The following is a 16,813-nucleotide window of genomic DNA, read 5'->3' as shown; positions in this document are numbered from 1 at the left end:
TAGGGGACGCATGACGGAATTGTCACCCGTGGTGACGTGCTGCCGCAATCGGCAGCGGAAAGAGGTGTATTTCCCTCCGTCATCCTGACGAAAGTCAGGATCCGGAGCCAAAAACGTCAGCGTCTGTAACGCTGGGTCCTGATGTTCGTCAGGATGACGGGAGGGACAAGGCCCCGCTCCCTTTAGGGGGAGCGGGGCAGTGCGATCAGGCCCAGTTGGCCATTTCGGTCTCGAGGTTCGCGCGCACCTGCTCGAAGAACTGCTCGGTCGTCATCCAGGGCTGATCCGGGCCGATCAGGATCGCGAGATCCTTGGTCATGTGGCCGTTCTCCACCGTCTGGACGCAGACGCGCTCGAGCGTCTCGGCGAACTTCGTCACGTCGGGCGTGTCGTCGAACTTGCCGCGATACTTCAGGCCACCGGTCCATGCGAAGATCGACGCGATCGGGTTGGTCGAGGTCGCCTTGCCCTGCTCGTGCATGCGGAAGTGACGCGTGACGGTGCCGTGCGCCGCCTCGGCCTCCACCGTCTTGCCGTCCGGGGTCAGCAGGATCGAGGTCATCAGGCCGAGCGACCCGAAGCCCTGTGCGACCTGGTCCGACTGGACGTCGCCGTCATAGTTCTTACAGGCCCAGACGAACTCGCCGTTCCACTTCAGCGCGCTAGCGACCATGTCGTCGATCAGGCGATGCTCGTAGACGATGCCCGCTTCCTTGAACTTATCCTTGAACTCGGCCTCGAACACCTCGGCGAACAGGTCCTTGAAGCGGCCGTCATAGGCCTTGAGGATCGTGTTCTTAGTCGACAGATACACCGGCCACTTCAGGTTGAGGCCGTAGTGCATCGACGCGCGCGCGAAATCGCGGATCGAATCGTCGAGGTTGTACATCGCCATCGCGACGCCCGCCGACGGGAACTGGAATACTTCGCGGTCGATGACCGTGCCGTCGTCGCCTTCGAAGACGAGGCGCAGCTTGCCCGGACCCGGGACTAGATAGTCGGTCGCGCGGTACTGATCGCCGAACGCGTGACGGCCGACGACGATCGGGTGCGTCCAGCCCGGGATCAGGCGGGGCACGTTCTTGATCACGATCGGCTCGCGGAAGATGGTCCCGCCGAGGATGTTGCGGATCGTGCCGTTCGGCGACTTCCACATCTTCTTCAGGCCGAACTCGGTGACGCGCTGCTCGTCGGGCGTGATCGTCGCGCACTTGACGGCAACGCCGTGCTTCTGCGTGGCGAGCGCGCTGTCGATCGTGACCTGATCGTCGGTCGCGTCGCGATGCTCGACGCCGAGATCGTAATAATCGAGCTGGATGTCGAGATACGGCTTGATCAGGCGCTCGCGGATCCATTCCCAGATGATCCGGGTCATCTCGTCGCCATCGATCTCCACGATCGGATTCTTTACCTTGATCTTCGCCATATCCGGGTCCTTCGGGGGAGGGGTTTGGGGAGCGTCTAGGGGAGCATGCCGCCACGATCAACCATTGGACAACCACTGGTCCTGTAAGGAAAAGCCGGTTCATCGTTGTATCGCGCGTCCTGCACGGATAGACCCGCGGGTTATGGCATCGCTCGACAAGCCGCCCGTCACGACCTCCACGGTCAAATGGCGATTTCCCACAGTCCATCCGGAAGGCCACAAATACGTCGCGATCGCGACCGGCATCACACTGTTGCTGACGATTGTCAGCCACGTGCTGTTCTGGCCGATGGTCGGCGTCGTGATCTGGGTCGCGACGTTCTTTCGCGATCCGATCCGCACGACCCCTCAGGGTGAAGGCCTGATCGTCGCGCCGGCTGATGGGCTGATCACGATGATCCAGCGCGTGCCGATCCCGCGCGAACTCGCCGGTGAGAATGGCCTTGGCGATGCGCCGCTGGTCCGCGTGTCGATCTTCATGTCGGTGTTCGACGTGCACATCAATCGCACGCCGATCGCCGGGACTATCCGCCAAGTCGTTTATATTTCGGGCAAGTTCCTCAACGCCGACCTCGACAAGGCCAGCGACGAGAACGAGCGCCAGCATTTTGTCGTTGAAGATCGCCACGGCATGCGGGTCGGCTTCACGCAGATCGCGGGCCTCGTCGCGCGTCGTATCCTCGGCTTCGTGAAGGCTGGCGACATGGTCGCGGCCGGCCAGCGCATCGGGCTGATCCGGTTCGGCAGCCGCGTCGACGTGTACCTGCCCGATCATGTCGTACCGCAGGTCTGCCTCGGTCAGCGCAGCGTTGCAGGTGAGACCGTGCTGGGTCGCGTCGGTGGTGTTCCGGTCGGTGGTGTCGCGCAATGATTGATCGCGACGAGATCGATGACGGTTCGACCGACGCACGCGGTCGCGGGAAGTTCGGTCGCACCCGCCGGGCGCCGCGCGGTCTTCCGCTGCGCGCGGTCGCGCCCAATGCCGTAACCGCACTGGCGTTGTGCTCAGGCCTTAGCGGCGTGCGATTTGCGATCGGCGGCGAATGGCAAAGCGCCGTCGCGATGATCATGGTTGCCGGCGTGCTCGACGGGCTCGACGGCCGCATCGCCCGGATGCTCCACGGCGAAAGCCGTTTCGGCGCCGAGCTCGACTCTTTGTCCGACGCGATCTCGTTCGGCGTAGCGCCCGCGCTGATCGTCTATCTCTGGTCGCTGGCGGCGCTGCCCCGCGTCGGCTGGATCTGTTCGCTGATCCTCGCGGTGTTCTGCGCGCTGCGTCTCGCGCGCTTCAATGCCAAGATCGACGAAAGCCATCAGCCGCATAAATCGGCCGGCTTCCTTACTGGGGTTCCGGCTCCAGCAGGAGCAGGCCTGGCACTGATGCCGATGTTCTTTTGGTTCTGGACCGATGAGCCGAAATTCGCGTCGCCCTATTTTGTGGCGCCGTGGGTAGCGTTCGTCGCTCTTCTTATGGTCTCGAGTATCGCCACCTATTCGTGGAGTTCGGTCAAACTCCGCAGCAACATCCGGTTCGAGGCCATCGCGCTCGTCGTACTGCTCGGCGCCGCTATAGTGAGCGCGCCGTGGCACACGCTCAGCATCATCTGCGTGCTCTACCTGCTCTCGATGCCGTTCAGCATCGCGAGCTACGCCAAGATCAGGCGGCAGCGTTCCAGCGGCGGGCGGGCACCGGAGCCGACGTCGAAGCCCAGCGCCTGACCGCGATCCGTCGCTCCGCAACGGCCAGCGTGCGGAGCGGCTGGAACGCGGGTTCGACGTTGCCCATCGCGAGGCGGACGATACGGTCCCACTGCGGCGCGATCGACGAGACGATCATCATGCCGGCGACCGCGAATGCACCAGCAAAAACCATGAAGCTCAGAACCAACATCACGTCCGCCTTCCTATGAGTTGCGAACAAATTCCTAATATCCGCAAACACTTGGTCAGAAACATCGTTCCACTCGTCGCATTTCGAATCCCGTCATGCCGGGGTGATTCCGCGCCGAGTCGAACATCTGTTCCTCTCTGAGCCCTTTATGTTCTCATTGCGTTCCATGAGTCAAGCGGGCCTTGTGCGATTGCTTTTCGAATAGAGCCACGCTAAGGGCCCCGCCTCTAACCCCGCATGGGAAGCATCATAGCCCGGTGCGTCACGGTCATTCGGCCACGACGTCATCCGCTTCCCAGAGGCACAACCGGAAGGATATATCCCTATGGCGGCTCCAGTCGTCTCCATGCAGCAGCTCATCGAAACGGGCGCGCATTTCGGCCACCAGACTCATCGGTGGAACCCCAAGATGAAGCCTTACATCTTCGGTGATCGTAACGGCGTCCACATCCTCGACCTTTCGCAGACCGTGCCGCTGTTCGCGCGTGCGCTCGAATTCGTCTCGTCGGCGGTTGCCGGTGGCGGCAAGGTCCTGTTCGTCGGCACCAAGCGCCAGGCGCAGGAGCCCGTCGCGGACGCAGCGCGTCGTTCGGGCCAGCACTTCGTCAACCATCGCTGGTTGGGCGGCATGCTCACCAACTGGAAGACCATCTCGGGTTCGATCAAGCGTCTTAAGACGCTCGAGGAAATGCTGTCGGGCGACACCGTCGGCCTGACCAAGAAGGAAGTCCTTCAGCTCACCCGCGAGAAGGACAAGCTCGAGCTTTCGCTCGGCGGCATCCGCGACATGGGCGGCATTCCCGACGTGATGTTCGTGATCGACGCGAACAAGGAAGAGCTGGCGATCAAGGAAGCCAACACGCTGGGTATTCCCGTCGTCGCGATCCTCGATTCGAACGTGTCGCCGGACGGCATCGCCTTCCCGGTTCCCGCGAATGACGACGCAGCCCGCGCCATCCGCCTGTACTGCGAGGCGATCGCGATCGCCGCGACGCGCGGCGGCCAGGAGCAGCAGCGCCGCACCGGTGCCGACATCGGCGCGATGATCGAGCCGCCGAAGGAAGAGGCACTGAGCGCAGACCCCGTCGTCGAGGCGTCTGCCGACACGACCGAGGCTGCTGCGAACGCCGATATCGCTGCCGAGCTGGCAGCCGAGGGTGAGCGCCAGATCGACGCATAAGCGTCGTCGCCGAACCGTCATGCGGGCGGGGTAGGGCGAAAGCTCTGCCTCGCCCGCAACCATATTCAGACCTAAAAAGGATTAGAGACATGGCCGATATCACGGCAGCGATGGTCAAGGATCTGCGCGAGAAGAGCGGCGCGGGCATGATGGATTGCAAGAAGGCGCTGAGCGAGAACGCCGGCGACATGGAGCAGGCAATGGATTGGCTGCGTACCAAGGGGCTCGCAGCCGCCGCCAAGAAGTCCAGCCGTACCGCGGCCGAGGGCCTCGTCGGCGTCGCCGTGTCGGGCAGCAAGGGCGCAGCGGTCGAAGTTAATTCGGAGACCGATTTCGTCGCGAAGAACGACCAGTTCCAGTCGTTCGTCCGTGACGTCACGCAGATCGCGCTCGCAACCGGTGGCGACATCGAGGCGCTGAAGTCGCAGGCGATGCCATCGGGCAAGACCGTCGAGGAAGTCCTGACGAACAACGTCGCGACGATCGGCGAGAACCAGTCGCTGCGCCGCTCGCGCACGCTGGAAGTCAGCAAGGGTGCGGTCGTTCCGTACATCCACAATGCAGCGGCTCCCGGCCTCGGCAAGATCGGCGTGCTCGTTGCGCTTGAGTCGGAGGCTTCGGACGAGGTTCTCCAGGCACTCGGCAAGCAGCTTGCGATGCACATCGCTGCTGCCTTCCCGAAGGCGCTGAACGAAGCCGACCTCGACGAGTCCGAGATCGAGCGCGAGCGCGCGATCGCGACCGAGAAGGCCGCCGAGTCGGGCAAGCCTGCCGACATCATCGCCAAGATGGTCGAGGGCGGCATCGCCAAGTATCGCAAGGAGCACGCGCTGGTCAGCCAGCTGTTCGTGATGGACGGCAAGACCAAGATCTCCGACGTCGTTGCCAAGGCCGGCAAGGACGCGGGCGCCGAGATCAAGCTGGTGGACTATGTCCGCTTCCAGCTCGGCGAGGGCATCGAGAAGGAGCAGTCCGACTTCGCAGCCGAGGTTGCTGCTGCGAGCGGCGTGCCACAGGCGTAAGCTGACCTTCTCCCTTCGTGGGAGAGGGCATTGGAGATCGAGCGCTCGCCAAACACCCTCCGTCATGCCGGGCTTGTTCCGGCATCCACGGTTCCGCAAACCGCCGGTCGGTGATTACGCGGAACGGTGGACCCCGGAACAGGTCCGGGGTGACGGAGTGGGTTTGGCGGGCGTTCCGCGGGTCTGATCTCAGTTCCTCCCTCGCCCCTCCGGGGAGAGGGAAGGGGCCCGCGGCCACATTGCCGTGGGAAGGGTGAGGGGAGTGGTTGGGTCTCGAACCTCACGCCCCCTCATCCGGCCCTGCCGGGCCACCTTCTCCCCGAGGGGAGAAGAATAGGCCTCGTCCACCATGCCGGGCTCGTTCCGGTATCCAGGGGGCTGCAAGTCATCGATCCGTAAACCTTTCGAGGCGGTAACAGCATGTGATATCGGCCAGACGATCCCTCGCCTCGGCACCTCCCCGGCGAAGGCCGGGGTTCAGGTGGAATACGAAGGTGACGATGGGCGTCTTCAATTACATCGACCTTGCCAAATGGACCCCGGCCTCCGCCGGGGAGGCGTCGTTGCAGGTGTCGCTGATTCCAGATTGGCCAGCCGTGATACTTCCTCCGCATTCCGGGAGAATGACAAGCAGCTGGACCCAGCCCAGCCCATTTTCCGTCTCGTCTCCACCCAGTTTCGATGCACGCGCCGCGCAGCGCTTCACATCTCGGGCCTCGCCGCCTAAGGTCCGCGCCGCCCCGCCAATCACAATTCGAGATTTATGACGCCTCCGCGCTACAAACGTATCCTGCTGAAACTGTCGGGCGAAGTCCTGATGGGACCGTCGGGCCTGTCGATCGATCCGACCGTCACCGCCCGCGTCGCGCAGGAAATCGCCGACATCAAGGCCAAGGGCTACGAGATCTGCATCGTCGTCGGTGGCGGCAACATCTTCCGCGGTATGGCGGGCGCGGCACGCGGCATGGACCGGGCGACCGGCGATTACATGGGCATGCTCGCGACCGTCATGAACGCGCTGGCCGTGCAGAACGCGCTGGAGCAGATCGGCGTCGACACGCGCGTCCAGTCGGCGATCCCGATGGCGTCGGTCTGCGAGCCGTTCATCCGCCGCCGCGCCGAGCGTCACTTGGAGAAGGGTCGCGTCGTGATCTTCGCGGCGGGCGTCGGCAGCCCTTATTTCACCACCGATTCGGGCGCCGCTCTGCGTGCTGCCGAGATGAAGTGCGATGCGCTGTTCAAGGGCACTTCGGTCGACGGCGTGTATAACGCCGACCCGAAGACGCACCCGGACGCGGTGCGCTACGAAACGGTCACGTACAGCCGCGTGCTGTCCGACGACCTCAAGGTCATGGACGCGAGCGCGATCGCGCTGTGCCGCGACAACAACATCCCGATCGTCGTCTTCAACATCCGCGAACCCGGCAATCTCGCCGCGGTGTTGGCGGGTGATGGCGTGTCGACGATCGTCCAGAACGAGCAGGAGCTTTAAGATGGCTGCATACGACAAGACCGACCTCGAACGCCGCATGGCGGGTGCCGTCGAAGCGCTGAAGAGCGATCTCGCTGGCCTGCGCACGGGCCGCGCGTCGACCGCGCTGCTCGATCCGGTGATGGTGACGGTGTACGGCTCGTCGATGCCGCTGAACCAGGTCGCGACCGTGTCGGCGCCCGAGCCGCGGATGCTGTCGGTGCAGGTCTGGGACAAGTCGAACGTCGGCCCGACCGACAAGGCGATCCGCTCGGCCGGCCTCGGGCTCAACCCGATCGTCGACGGCCAGACGCTGCGCCTGCCGATCCCTGATTTGACCGAGGAGCGCCGCAAGGAACTCGCCAAGCTCGCGGGCCAGTACGCCGAGAAGGCGCGCATCGCGGTCCGTAACGTCCGTCGCGACGGCATGGATTCGCTAAAGGTCGACGAGAAGAAGGGCGTGTTCGGCGAGGACGAGCGCAAGCGTCACGAGACCGAAGTCCAGAAGCTGACCGACAGCATCATCGCCGAGCTCGATGCGACCGCGACCGCCAAGGAAAAGGAAATCCTGGGCAAGTGAGGGCGTTCGGCGCCGCTTCGGCGGGGGCTACCTCCGCCGCGCCGCTCGTCGCCGTCCCCTCGGGCGGGGCGGTGCCGCGTCATGTCGCGATCATCATGGACGGTAACGGCCGCTGGGCGAAGAAGCGGTTCCTGCCGCGCTTCGCCGGGCACAAGGCCGGCGTCGAGGCGGTGCGCAAGGTGACGCGCGCCGCGCGCGCGATGGGGATCGAGGCGCTGACGCTGTATGCGTTCTCGTCCGAGAACTGGCGGCGTCCGGCCGAAGAGGTCAGCGACCTGATGGGGCTGCTGCGGCATTTCATCCGTAGCGACCTCGACGAACTCGCGCGCGAGAACGTCCGGCTGCGCGTGATTGGCGATTATCACAGCTTTTCGCCCGATCTGGTGGCGATGGTCGATGACGCCATCGCGCGGACTGCGGGCAATACCGGTCCGATCCTTGCGATCGCGCTCAACTACGGCGCGCATGCCGAGTTGGTCGGCGCGGCACGGCGTCTTGCCGAGCGTGCGCGTGACGGCGCGCTCGATCCTGCCAGCATCGACGTCGGCACGATCGAAGCCGAACTCGACACGCATGACCTGCCGCCGCTCGACCTGATGATCCGCACCTCGGGCGAGCAGCGACTGTCGAACTTCCTGTTGTGGCAGGCGGCGTATGCGGAACTGCTGTTCGTCGACACGCTCTGGCCCGATTTCGATGCGGCCGCGCTTGCCGATGCGGTAGCGGCGTTTGGGCAGCGTCAACGCCGCTACGGTGGGCTGTGAATTTCCTGTTCCCTCGCGAACGCGGGGGCGCGGGAGCCAGGCACTCCAACATGCGTGACCCTGGACCCCCGCCTTCGCGGGCGAACACTTGTAGGTTTGGAGTGGCCCTTTGACGACCCTGCCAGACCCGGCGAACGCGCCCGACCAGGTGCTGCGAACGCCGTCCAATCTGAAGCTCCGCATGATCGCCAGCGTCGCGATGATTGCCGTCGCCAGCATCGCGCTGACGCTCGGCGGGATCGCGTTCTGGGTGCTCGGCGTGGTCGCGGCGCTGTTCATGATGGCGGAATGGTCGATGCTGCAAGGCGCCGACGCCAAGACCAAGCGGATGACGCAGTTCGCGCTGTCGGTGCCGCTCGCGCTGATGGCGCCCGCGTCGCTGATCTTGGTGATCCACGATTTCTTCACGCTGGGTCTGCTCGCGGGCGCGGCGTTCTTCGTCGTCATCACCACGCGCAAGCCACCGCTCGCGCTCGGCATCCTCTATTGCGGCCTTCCGGTACTCGCGCTGATGATCATCCGGCGGCAGGACGAGGGTATCCTCTTCACGCTGTGGGCGCTGTCGCTGGTGTGGGCGTGCGATATCGGCGCGTTCTTCACCGGGCGGACGCTGGGCGGGCCCAAGCTCGCGCCGGTGATCAGCCCGAACAAGACATGGTCGGGGCTGATCGGTGGCGTCGTGCTGGCGAGCGCGGTCGCGGCGGTGCTGCACGTCCAATACGGCCTGCCGATGCGGATGACGCTGGCGACGCCGGTGCTCGCCGTGCTCGCGCAGATGGGCGATCTTTATGAGAGTTGGTTGAAGAGAGTGGCAGGCGTGAAGGACAGCGGCAACATCCTGCCCGGCCATGGCGGCGTGATGGATCGCCTCGACGGGCTGGTGCCGGTCGCGCCGGTCGCGGCGCTCCTTGTCCTGCTGCCGCATTTCTACGCATGAAGACCGTCACGATCTTGGGCGCGACCGGCTCGGTCGGCACCTCGACGCTCGACCTGATCGAGCGTGAACCCGATCACTTCCGTGTCGTCGCGCTGACCGCGAACTGCGATGTGACCAAGCTCGCCGCCGCGGCGATCCGGACCAAGGCCGAGTTCGCCGTCGTCGCGGATGAGGGCTGCCTCCCCGAATTGCGCGAGGCGCTGGCGGGCACCGGCATCCGCGCAGGCGGTGGTGCCGATGCGATTGCCGAGGCGGCTGCGTCGGGAGCCGAGTGGACGATGGGCGCGATCGTCGGTTGCGCGGGGCTCAAGCCGGTTATGGCGGCGATCGAGCAGGGCGGTACCGTCGTGATCGCCAACAAGGAGCCTCTGGTTTCGGCCGGCGACGTGATCCTCGCCGCGGCCAAGCGGACCGGCGCGACGTTGTTGCCCGCGGATTCCGAACACAACGCGATCTTCCAGTGCTTCGACGCGACTCGGCCCGAGCGCGTGCGGCGGATCATCCTCACGTGCAGCGGCGGGCCGTTCCGCGACTGGACGATCGAGCAGATGCGCGGCGTGACGCTCGAACAGGCGGTCAAGCATCCCAACTGGTCGATGGGCGCAAAGATTTCGGTCGATTCGGCGACCTGCATGAACAAGGGCCTCGAACTGATCGAGGCCGCCCGGTTGTTTCCGATCCCGCACGACCGGATCGAGATCGTCATCCACCCGCAATCGGTGGTCCACAGCCTCGTCGATTATGTCGACGGCTCGGTTCTCGCGCAGCTCGGGCCCCCCGACATGCGGACGCCGATCGCGCATACGCTCGCATGGCCCGACCGGATGGCGACGCCGATGGCCCCGCTAGACCTGGTCGGAATCGGCCGACTCGACTTCGAGGCGCCCGATCCGGTGCGTTTCCCGGCCTTGCGACTCGCGCGCGAAGCGTTGGATGCGGGCGGGGCGCGGCCGGCAATCCTCAACGCCGCCAACGAAGTCGCGGTCGAAGCCTTCCTCAAGCGCCGGATTTGTTTCCTCGAAATTGCCGCAATCGTAGAGGATACGCTAATGCGCTATAACCCGGCCGCACCGGACAGCGTCGATGCCGTGCTGGCGATCGACGCCGAGGCGCGGATCCTGGCGGGCAAGCGTGTAGAGGATTGCGTGGTTTGATCGAAACGCCGGGTATCCTGCTGACCATATTGTCGTTCGTCCTGGTGATCGGGCCGCTTGTGTTCGTGCACGAGATGGGACATTACCTCGCTGGACGCTTTTTCGGGATCAAGGCGGATGCCTTCGCGATCGGCTTCGGCCGCGAGATCGCCGGGTTCACCGACAGCCGCGGCACCCGCTGGAAGTTCGGCTGGTTACCGCTCGGCGGCTATGTGAAGTTCGCGGGCGATATGAACCCGGCGAGTCAGCCCTCGGCCGAATGGCTGTCGCTACCCGCCGAAGAACGCCAGCGCACCTTCCAGTCGAAGCCGGTATGGCAGCGCGCGATCGTCGTCGCCGCGGGCCCGGTCGTCAATTTCGTCGTCGCGATCCTGATTCTCGCTGGTTTCGCGTTTGCTTACGGCGACATTCGCATGCCGCCGGTCGTCGGGGGCACGATGCCCGGTAGCGCTGCGGCCGCGGCCGGATTGCAGGTCGGCGACCGGATCACCGCGATTGGCGGACGGTCGGTAGAGACGTTCGACGATCTCGCCCGCTTCGCCCGCATCCGCGCCGGCGAGCGCACGCAGATCGACGCGGTGCGCGGTGGCCAGACGGTATCGCGCGATCTCGTGATCGGCACCGAATTGCAGCGCGATCGCTTCGGCAACGAATACAAGATCGGCCGCCTCGGCATCGCCGGCAGCAAGCCCGTGATCGTCCCCGTCAGCCTGATCGAAGCGCCGGTGATCGCGGTGAAGCGCACCGGTGAGATCGTCTCGATGATGGTCGAGACGCTGAGCCAGGTCATCACCGGGCGCCGCTCGGTCAACGAACTCGGCGGGCCGCTCAGCATCGCCAAGGTGTCGGGCGAACAGATGTCGCTCGGGCTCGATGCTTATGTCTTCTTGATCGCCCTGGTCTCGATCAATCTGGGGTTCATCAATCTGCTGCCAGTGCCGATGCTCGATGGCGGTCACCTGTTTTTTTATGCGATCGAAGCGGTGCGCAGGCGCCCGGTCGAGCCGCAGGTTCAGGAATGGGCGTTTCGGGGCGGCCTCGCGGCAATTCTCGCGCTGATGCTGCTGGTGACGTTCAACGATCTCGGCAATTTCGGGCTGTGGAAAAATCTGGCCGGCTTGATCGGCTGACGACGATAGGGCAGGGCGGGCGCGCCTTGTATGTGCACGTTTTTGGGGTGGGTTTGGTGACAGCGATCAACGGTTACGATTTCGCGCGGACGGGCGCCCTGCTTCTCGCAGGCACGATCCTGTCCGGCGCGCCCGCGTTCGCGCAGACCGCACCGGTCGCGACGACGACCCCGGCCCCGGTCCGCAATCCCGTCACGGGGGCGGTCAATAGTGTAACGCCCGTCGCGGCTCCGGTATCCGCCGGCACGATCAAGACTTTGCGAGTCGAGGGATCACAGCGGATCGAGGCCGAGACGGTGCTGAGCTACACCAAGCTGCGCATCGGTATTCCGTACACTGCGGAAACGCTCGATCAGGCGCTGAAGGACCTGCAGGCCAGTGACCTGTTCGCGGATTATTCGATCGCCGGTGTCGAGACGGGCAACATCGTGCTGCGCGTGCGTGAGAACCCGATCATCAACCGGGTAATCATCGAGGGCAACAAGGCGCTCAAGACCGACAAGATCACCAAGGAGATCAAGCTCGCACCGCGCCAGATCTTCACGCGCACCGCGGTCCGTCAGGACATTTCGCGGATCATCGAACTCTATCGCCGCCAGGGCCGTTTTGCCGCGGTGATCGATCCGAAGATGGTCAACCTCGACCAGAACCGCGTCGACGTGGTGTTCGAGGTCAGCGAGGGGCCGAAGTCGAAGGTCCGCCAGATCAACATCCTCGGCAACGAGGTGTTCTCGGACGATCAGATTCGCGGCCAGATGGCGACCAAGCAGTCGCGGCTGTTCCGCCTGCTGTCGTCGGCGACCAGCTACGATCAGGATCGCCTGTCCTACGATCAGCAGAAGCTCCGCCAGTTCTACCTGACGCAGGGCTATGCCGATTTCCGTGTCACCTCGGCGGTCGCGGAGCTGACGCCGGACAAGAAGGACTTCATCATCACGTACGTGGTGGAGGAGGGCAAACGCTACAAGTTCGGCGACGTGACCGTCGACAGCCAGATCCGCGACTTCGACAACAAGAAGCTCGCGGCGACGCTGCCGCTCAAGAAAGGCGACTGGTACAACGCGAAGCTGGTCGAGGATTCGGTCGACAACCTCAGCCAGACCGCGGGCCTGTTCGGCTATGCGTTCACCGAGGTGAACCCGGAGTTCCAGAAGGACGCCGAAACGCTGACGATGGGGATTAATTTTAACATCGCCGAAGCCAAGCGGACCTATGTCGAGCGGATCGAGATCAACGGCAACACGCAGACGCAGGACAAGGTCGTCCGGCGCGAGATCCGCCTGGCCGAGGGCGACGCGTTCAACAGCTTCCAGGTGAAACGTTCGCAGGATCGCATCAACTCGCTCGGCTATTTCGCCGACAAGATGGAAATCAAGCAGCTGCCGGGCTCCGCGCCCGATCGCGTGATCCTCGAGACCAACCTTGAAGAGAAGTCGACCGGCGAGCTCCAGCTGTCGGCCGGTTATTCGAGCCTCGAGCGCTTCATCGTCCAGGCGAACATCACGCAGCGCAACTTCCGCGGCAAGGGCCAGGAACTGCGCGCCGGTGTCAATTATTCGAGCTATTCGAAGTCGATCGAGCTGGGCTTTACCGAGCCCTACCTGTTCGACAAGAACATCGCGCTCGGTGGCGACATCTTCCGCCGCGACTACAACTCGTTCAACTATGTCGGCAATGATCGCCAGACCAACTATTCGCAGGTCTCGACCGGCTTCCAGCTGCGTACCGGCGTGCCGCTGACCGAATTCTGGTCGCTATCGGGTCGTTACGGTCTGTCGTATGACGAAGTCAGCCTGGACAGTCAGTATCTGAACGCCGACGGGTCGTGTAACCTCCTGGTTGCAGGGCGCTATCTGTGCGAGGCCATCGGCAATCGGTGGACCTCGTCGGTCGGCTATTCGGTCAGCCGCGATACGCTGAACAGCCGTCTACGCCCGACCGCCGGTTCGCGCTTCTCGTTCAGCCAGGACTTTGCCGGTCTCGGCGGCGACGTGAAGTATCTGCGTACCCGCCTTGAAGGATCGAAGTACGTCAACCTGGGTAGCGGTTTCATCGGATCGCTGATCGGCGAGGGTGGCTATATTCATCCGCTCGAGAAGAGCCGCGGGCCTGGTATCGATGCGATCCGTATCACCGATCGCTTCTATCTTGGTGAGCCGCAGTTCCGCGGCTTCGACATCCGCGGCGTCGGCCCGCGTATCCTGCGCGCAGCATATAGCGACGGAACGCCAGCACAGATCCTCGCGACCGATCGCAACTCGATCCAGGACGACGCGCTCGGTGGTCGCGCTTATTATCTGGCGCGTGCCGAAATCGAGATTCCGTTGGGCTCGGGCGCGCGTGAGCTCGGACTGCGGCCGTCGGTCTACGCGCAGATGGGCAGCCTGTTCGGGATCAAGCGTCCGTTGCCGACCGCGACATTCGAGACGGCGGTCGATCCGGCCACCGGCAAGGAATATGTGAAGTCCAACTTCACGCCAGCCGTCAATTCTCTGGGTGCGCCGCTTTATACCTATACGACCACCAGCTCGTCCGGTGCGCCGGTAACGGCGAACACGACGTGTTCGACGGGGTCGCCCGACGCAGCAGGGACCTCATGCATCGGTACGACAGCCAATCCACGCGCGCAGGCCGAGCAGACTCCATTTGTCGAAAGCTTCCTCGGCAACTCGGCCCGGCCGCGTTTGTCGATCGGTGTCGGCGTCAACTGGAACTCGCCGTTCGGCCCGCTTCGTATCGATCTCGCCAGGGCTCTGCTCAAGCAGAAGGGCGACGACCCCAAACTCATTACTTTCAACGTAGGGACACAGTTCTGATGACGACGTTCAAGACGCTTCTCCTCGCCGCAGCGCTCGTTGCGCCGGCCGCCATGACCGCAACCGCCGCCGATGCGCAGGTTTCGGGTATCGCCGTCGCCGATGCGCAGGGCGCGATCGCCAACTCGAAGGCCTGGAACGCTGCGCGTGCCCAGATCGAGACGACCTACAAGGCACAGCTCGACCAGGCCGAGACGCGTCGCCAGGCGGTTGCCCGTGAGCTTCAGCCGTTGGTTACCGCGTTCCAGACCGCCCAGCGTGCACCGGGCGCGACCGAAGCGACGCTGCGTCCGCAGGCTCAGGCGATCCAGACCCGCGAGAACGCCGCCAACCAGGAACTCGCTCGCCTGACGCAGCCCGCCCAGCGCGCGCAGCAATATGCGATCGAGCAGATCCAGGCGAAGCTCAGCGACGCTGTGACGGCTGCCGTCCGTGCCAAGAACGTCAGCCTGTTGCTGCGTCCCGAGGCCGCATTGTTCGCACAGCCGACCGCCGACATCACCGCGGCAATCACCACCGAGCTCGATCGTCTGGTGCCGTCGGTCAGCACCGCCGTCCCGGCGAACTGGCAGCCGAACCAGCAGGGTGGCCAGCAGCAGCAGGGCGCAGCACCAGCACCGGCTGGTCGTGCACCGGCAGCCACGCGCACCCCGCAGGGTCGCTAAGCTACACCGATGACCGATATCGTGAACGATACTGAGGCAAAAGGCCTGACTGCGGCAAAAGGCCTGGGTCCGCTCGATATCGGGCGCGTCATGGCCGCGTTGCCGCATCGCTATCCGTTGCTGCTGGTCGATCGTGTCGAGGATTTGATCCTCGACACGTCGATCACCGCGATCAAGGCGGTGTCGATGAACGAGCAGTTCTTCCAGGGGCATTTCCCTGGGCGTCCGATCATGCCGGGCGTGCTGATCGTCGAGGCGATGGCGCAGGCCGCGGGGATTCTCGCGGTCGAGTCGCTGGGTCTCGCGGGCTCGGGCAAGCTCGTCTATTTCATGGCGATCGACGGCGCGAAGTTCCGCAAGCCGGTCGAGCCGGGCGTATTGCTGAAACTCGAAGTGACGTTCGTCCAGAAGCGCAGTGCGGTGTGCAAGTTCGCCGGTCGCGCGCTGGTCGACGGGCAACTGGTTGCCGAAGCGAACTTCACCGCGATGATCGCCGACCCGCCTAAAGTCTGAGGCTAAGGCTTCAGGCCCGCGTTCTTGTAAAATCGGGCGCGTCCGTGTACGGGCGCGCCTTCCTTTTCAGGCTGGTCGGAACCAGCCACATACGGAGAATTCCCATGAAGGCCGATACGCACCCCGATTATCACATGATCACCGTCCAGATGACCGATGGCAGCAAGTACCAGACCCGCACCACCTGGGGTAAGGAAGGCGATGTGATGACGCTCGAGATCGATCCGCTCGCGCATCCGGCATGGACCGGCGGCCGCGGCACGATGCTCGATACCGGCGGCCAGGTCGCGCGCTTCAACAAGCGTTTCGGTGGCGGTCTCACGCTCCGTAAGTAAGTGTAAACCCCGGAGCGGATTGATACTAAACCGTTCCGGGGTCATTTCTTAAGATCACGTTAGGTAACGGCGGCTAGGCTTGTGACTGCAAGCCAGACTTAGGACTCGCAAGGACGAGGACGCCATGTTCGCCGCCGATTTCGAACCCGCAGAGCGCGCCAGCCGCCGCGGTTCTCCCCGTGCTCCTGTCGCGTTGGACGTCAGCATCGGCAAGACGCGCCGCACTTTGTGCAAGGTCGTCGACATCTCGATAAACGGCGCGCGGCTCCAGACCTATTCGGCGCTGAAGCGCGGGACCAGCATCTGGCTCAACCTGCCGCAGATCGGCCAGATCGTTGCCGAAGTCATCTGGGCGGACGATTTTACCGCCGGCTGCAAGTTCCGCAAACCGCTATCGATCGAAGCGTTCGATGCGCTCATCCGGGATCACCCGGCGTAGCGTCGCTAATAGCGATCACGTCCGAGTCGCACGATGGCACCTTCACCAATACGACTCTGTGCTCCGGGACATGATGGCCGCCGGCAATCCCGGCGTCGCATCGGACGAGCCCCGCAATTTCGAAATCTCGAGTTGGTGTGGGCCAAACCGACGGTCGCGGAATGACTTACAGCGAGCAGCGTCTCAGGAGTAGGTGGCAACGAGAGCCCGTAGAGCGGTGCCGGAGCCAAAAAATGGAAAACCGACCAAAAACTGTAAAAAAGCGTTTGACGGTGTGGGGAGGTGGTCTTAGAGGGGTGTCACCGCAGCGGGGTGCCTTAGTGGTTACCGCGGTGGTCGCAAAAAACCAGATGCTGCAAGCTTTCTCGGAAGAGAGGGTTATGCGAGTGTCGGTATTTTTGTCGGCTCTTTGACATTGTAGGTTAAGATGAAGGGACATGTGGGCGGCGGCTTGCGGTTTCTGGGGTCCTCAAGGCTCCGGAGTATCGTT

Annotated in this window: 17 protein-coding genes; 15 read left to right on the top strand and 2 right to left on the bottom strand. The window is 63.9% G+C overall.

The features are described 5' to 3' along the window. Positions 1-205: 205 nt before the first annotated feature. Entirely contained in the window at positions 206-1,426 is a 1,221-nt protein-coding gene (locus U1763_RS12165) for an NADP-dependent isocitrate dehydrogenase (protein ID WP_132738123.1), read from the bottom strand. A 142-nt stretch (positions 1,427-1,568) separates the two neighbouring features. Here U1763_RS12165 and U1763_RS12160 point away from each other — a divergent pair, with 142 nt between their 5' ends. After that, entirely contained in the window at positions 1,569-2,297 is a 729-nt protein-coding gene (locus tag U1763_RS12160) for a phosphatidylserine decarboxylase (protein ID WP_332755424.1), read from the top strand. Beyond that, positions 2,294-3,145, top strand: coding sequence for a CDP-alcohol phosphatidyltransferase family protein (locus U1763_RS12155; protein ID WP_332755423.1), 852 nt, complete (start codon positions 2,294-2,296; stop codon positions 3,143-3,145). The genes U1763_RS12160 and U1763_RS12155 overlap by 4 nt, the downstream gene beginning before the upstream one ends. On the opposite strand, the gene U1763_RS12150 is transcribed toward U1763_RS12155, so the two are convergent. Further along, positions 3,084-3,317, bottom strand: a complete 234-nt coding sequence (locus U1763_RS12150; protein ID WP_056489532.1) for a hypothetical protein — start codon at positions 3,315-3,317, stop codon at positions 3,084-3,086. The two genes, U1763_RS12155 and U1763_RS12150, sit on opposite strands and share 62 nt — an antisense overlap. A gap of 325 nt (positions 3,318-3,642) precedes the next feature. Between U1763_RS12150 and rpsB the strand changes: the two genes are divergently transcribed. From rpsB to U1763_RS12085, 13 genes are all read left to right on the top strand, one after another. Next, positions 3,643-4,497: a 30S ribosomal protein S2 gene (rpsB, locus tag U1763_RS12145; protein ID WP_107954782.1), complete on the top strand. Its 855-nt coding sequence runs from the start codon at positions 3,643-3,645 to the stop codon at positions 4,495-4,497. A gap of 89 nt (positions 4,498-4,586) precedes the next feature. Beyond that, positions 4,587-5,519, top strand: coding sequence for a translation elongation factor Ts (gene tsf, locus U1763_RS12140; RefSeq protein ID WP_332755422.1), 933 nt, complete (start codon positions 4,587-4,589; stop codon positions 5,517-5,519). Positions 5,520-6,282: 763 nt separating this feature from the next. Continuing rightward, on the top strand, positions 6,283-7,011 hold the full coding sequence (gene pyrH, locus U1763_RS12135) for a UMP kinase (protein WP_107954783.1): 729 nt from the start codon (positions 6,283-6,285) through the stop codon (positions 7,009-7,011). Between the two features lies 1 nt (position 7,012). Beyond that, positions 7,013-7,570, top strand: a complete 558-nt coding sequence (frr, locus tag U1763_RS12130; RefSeq protein WP_056055952.1) for a ribosome recycling factor — start codon at positions 7,013-7,015, stop codon at positions 7,568-7,570. After that, complete coding sequence (locus U1763_RS12125) at positions 7,567-8,334, top strand: isoprenyl transferase (RefSeq protein ID WP_132738141.1); 768 nt, start codon at positions 7,567-7,569, stop codon at positions 8,332-8,334. The genes frr and U1763_RS12125 overlap by 4 nt, the downstream gene beginning before the upstream one ends. Positions 8,335-8,515: 181 nt before the next feature. After that, entirely contained in the window at positions 8,516-9,271 is a 756-nt protein-coding gene (locus U1763_RS12120) for a phosphatidate cytidylyltransferase (protein WP_332755796.1), read from the top strand. After that, positions 9,268-10,425 carry a 1-deoxy-D-xylulose-5-phosphate reductoisomerase gene (locus tag U1763_RS12115; RefSeq protein WP_332755421.1) on the top strand — a complete coding sequence of 386 codons (1,158 nt, stop codon included), beginning with the start codon at positions 9,268-9,270 and terminating at the stop codon, positions 10,423-10,425. Before U1763_RS12120 ends, U1763_RS12115 begins: the two co-directional genes overlap by 4 nt. Beyond that, entirely contained in the window at positions 10,422-11,555 is a 1,134-nt protein-coding gene (rseP, locus tag U1763_RS12110; protein ID WP_332755420.1) for an RIP metalloprotease RseP, read from the top strand. The genes U1763_RS12115 and rseP overlap by 4 nt, the downstream gene beginning before the upstream one ends. A gap of 65 nt (positions 11,556-11,620) precedes the next feature. Continuing rightward, on the top strand, positions 11,621-14,371 hold the full coding sequence (gene bamA / locus U1763_RS12105; protein WP_443026926.1) for an outer membrane protein assembly factor BamA: 2,751 nt from the start codon (positions 11,621-11,623) through the stop codon (positions 14,369-14,371). After that, complete coding sequence (locus tag U1763_RS12100; protein WP_132738152.1) at positions 14,371-15,036, top strand: OmpH family outer membrane protein; 666 nt, start codon at positions 14,371-14,373, stop codon at positions 15,034-15,036. The genes bamA and U1763_RS12100 overlap by 1 nt, the downstream gene beginning before the upstream one ends. 9 nt (positions 15,037-15,045) lie before the next feature. Further along, the gene (fabZ, locus tag U1763_RS12095; protein ID WP_332755419.1) at positions 15,046-15,549 is read left to right on the top strand and encodes a 3-hydroxyacyl-ACP dehydratase FabZ; all 504 of its coding nucleotides are present in this window, start codon (positions 15,046-15,048) and stop codon (positions 15,547-15,549) included. A 104-nt stretch (positions 15,550-15,653) separates the two neighbouring features. Beyond that, complete coding sequence (rpmE, locus tag U1763_RS12090; protein ID WP_055880673.1) at positions 15,654-15,884, top strand: 50S ribosomal protein L31; 231 nt, start codon at positions 15,654-15,656, stop codon at positions 15,882-15,884. 124 nt (positions 15,885-16,008) lie between these two features. Continuing rightward, a complete protein-coding gene (locus U1763_RS12085; protein WP_332755418.1) occupies positions 16,009-16,323 on the top strand; it encodes a PilZ domain-containing protein in 315 nt (104 codons plus the stop codon). Positions 16,324-16,813: the final 490 nt, after the last annotated feature.

Source organism: Sphingomonas sorbitolis (genome assembly GCF_036663875.1).
Classification (GTDB): Bacteria; Pseudomonadota; Alphaproteobacteria; order Sphingomonadales; family Sphingomonadaceae; genus Sphingomonas.
The sequence above is the reverse complement of the archived record's forward strand: the minus strand, read 5'-3'. Positions and strand labels throughout refer to the sequence as shown.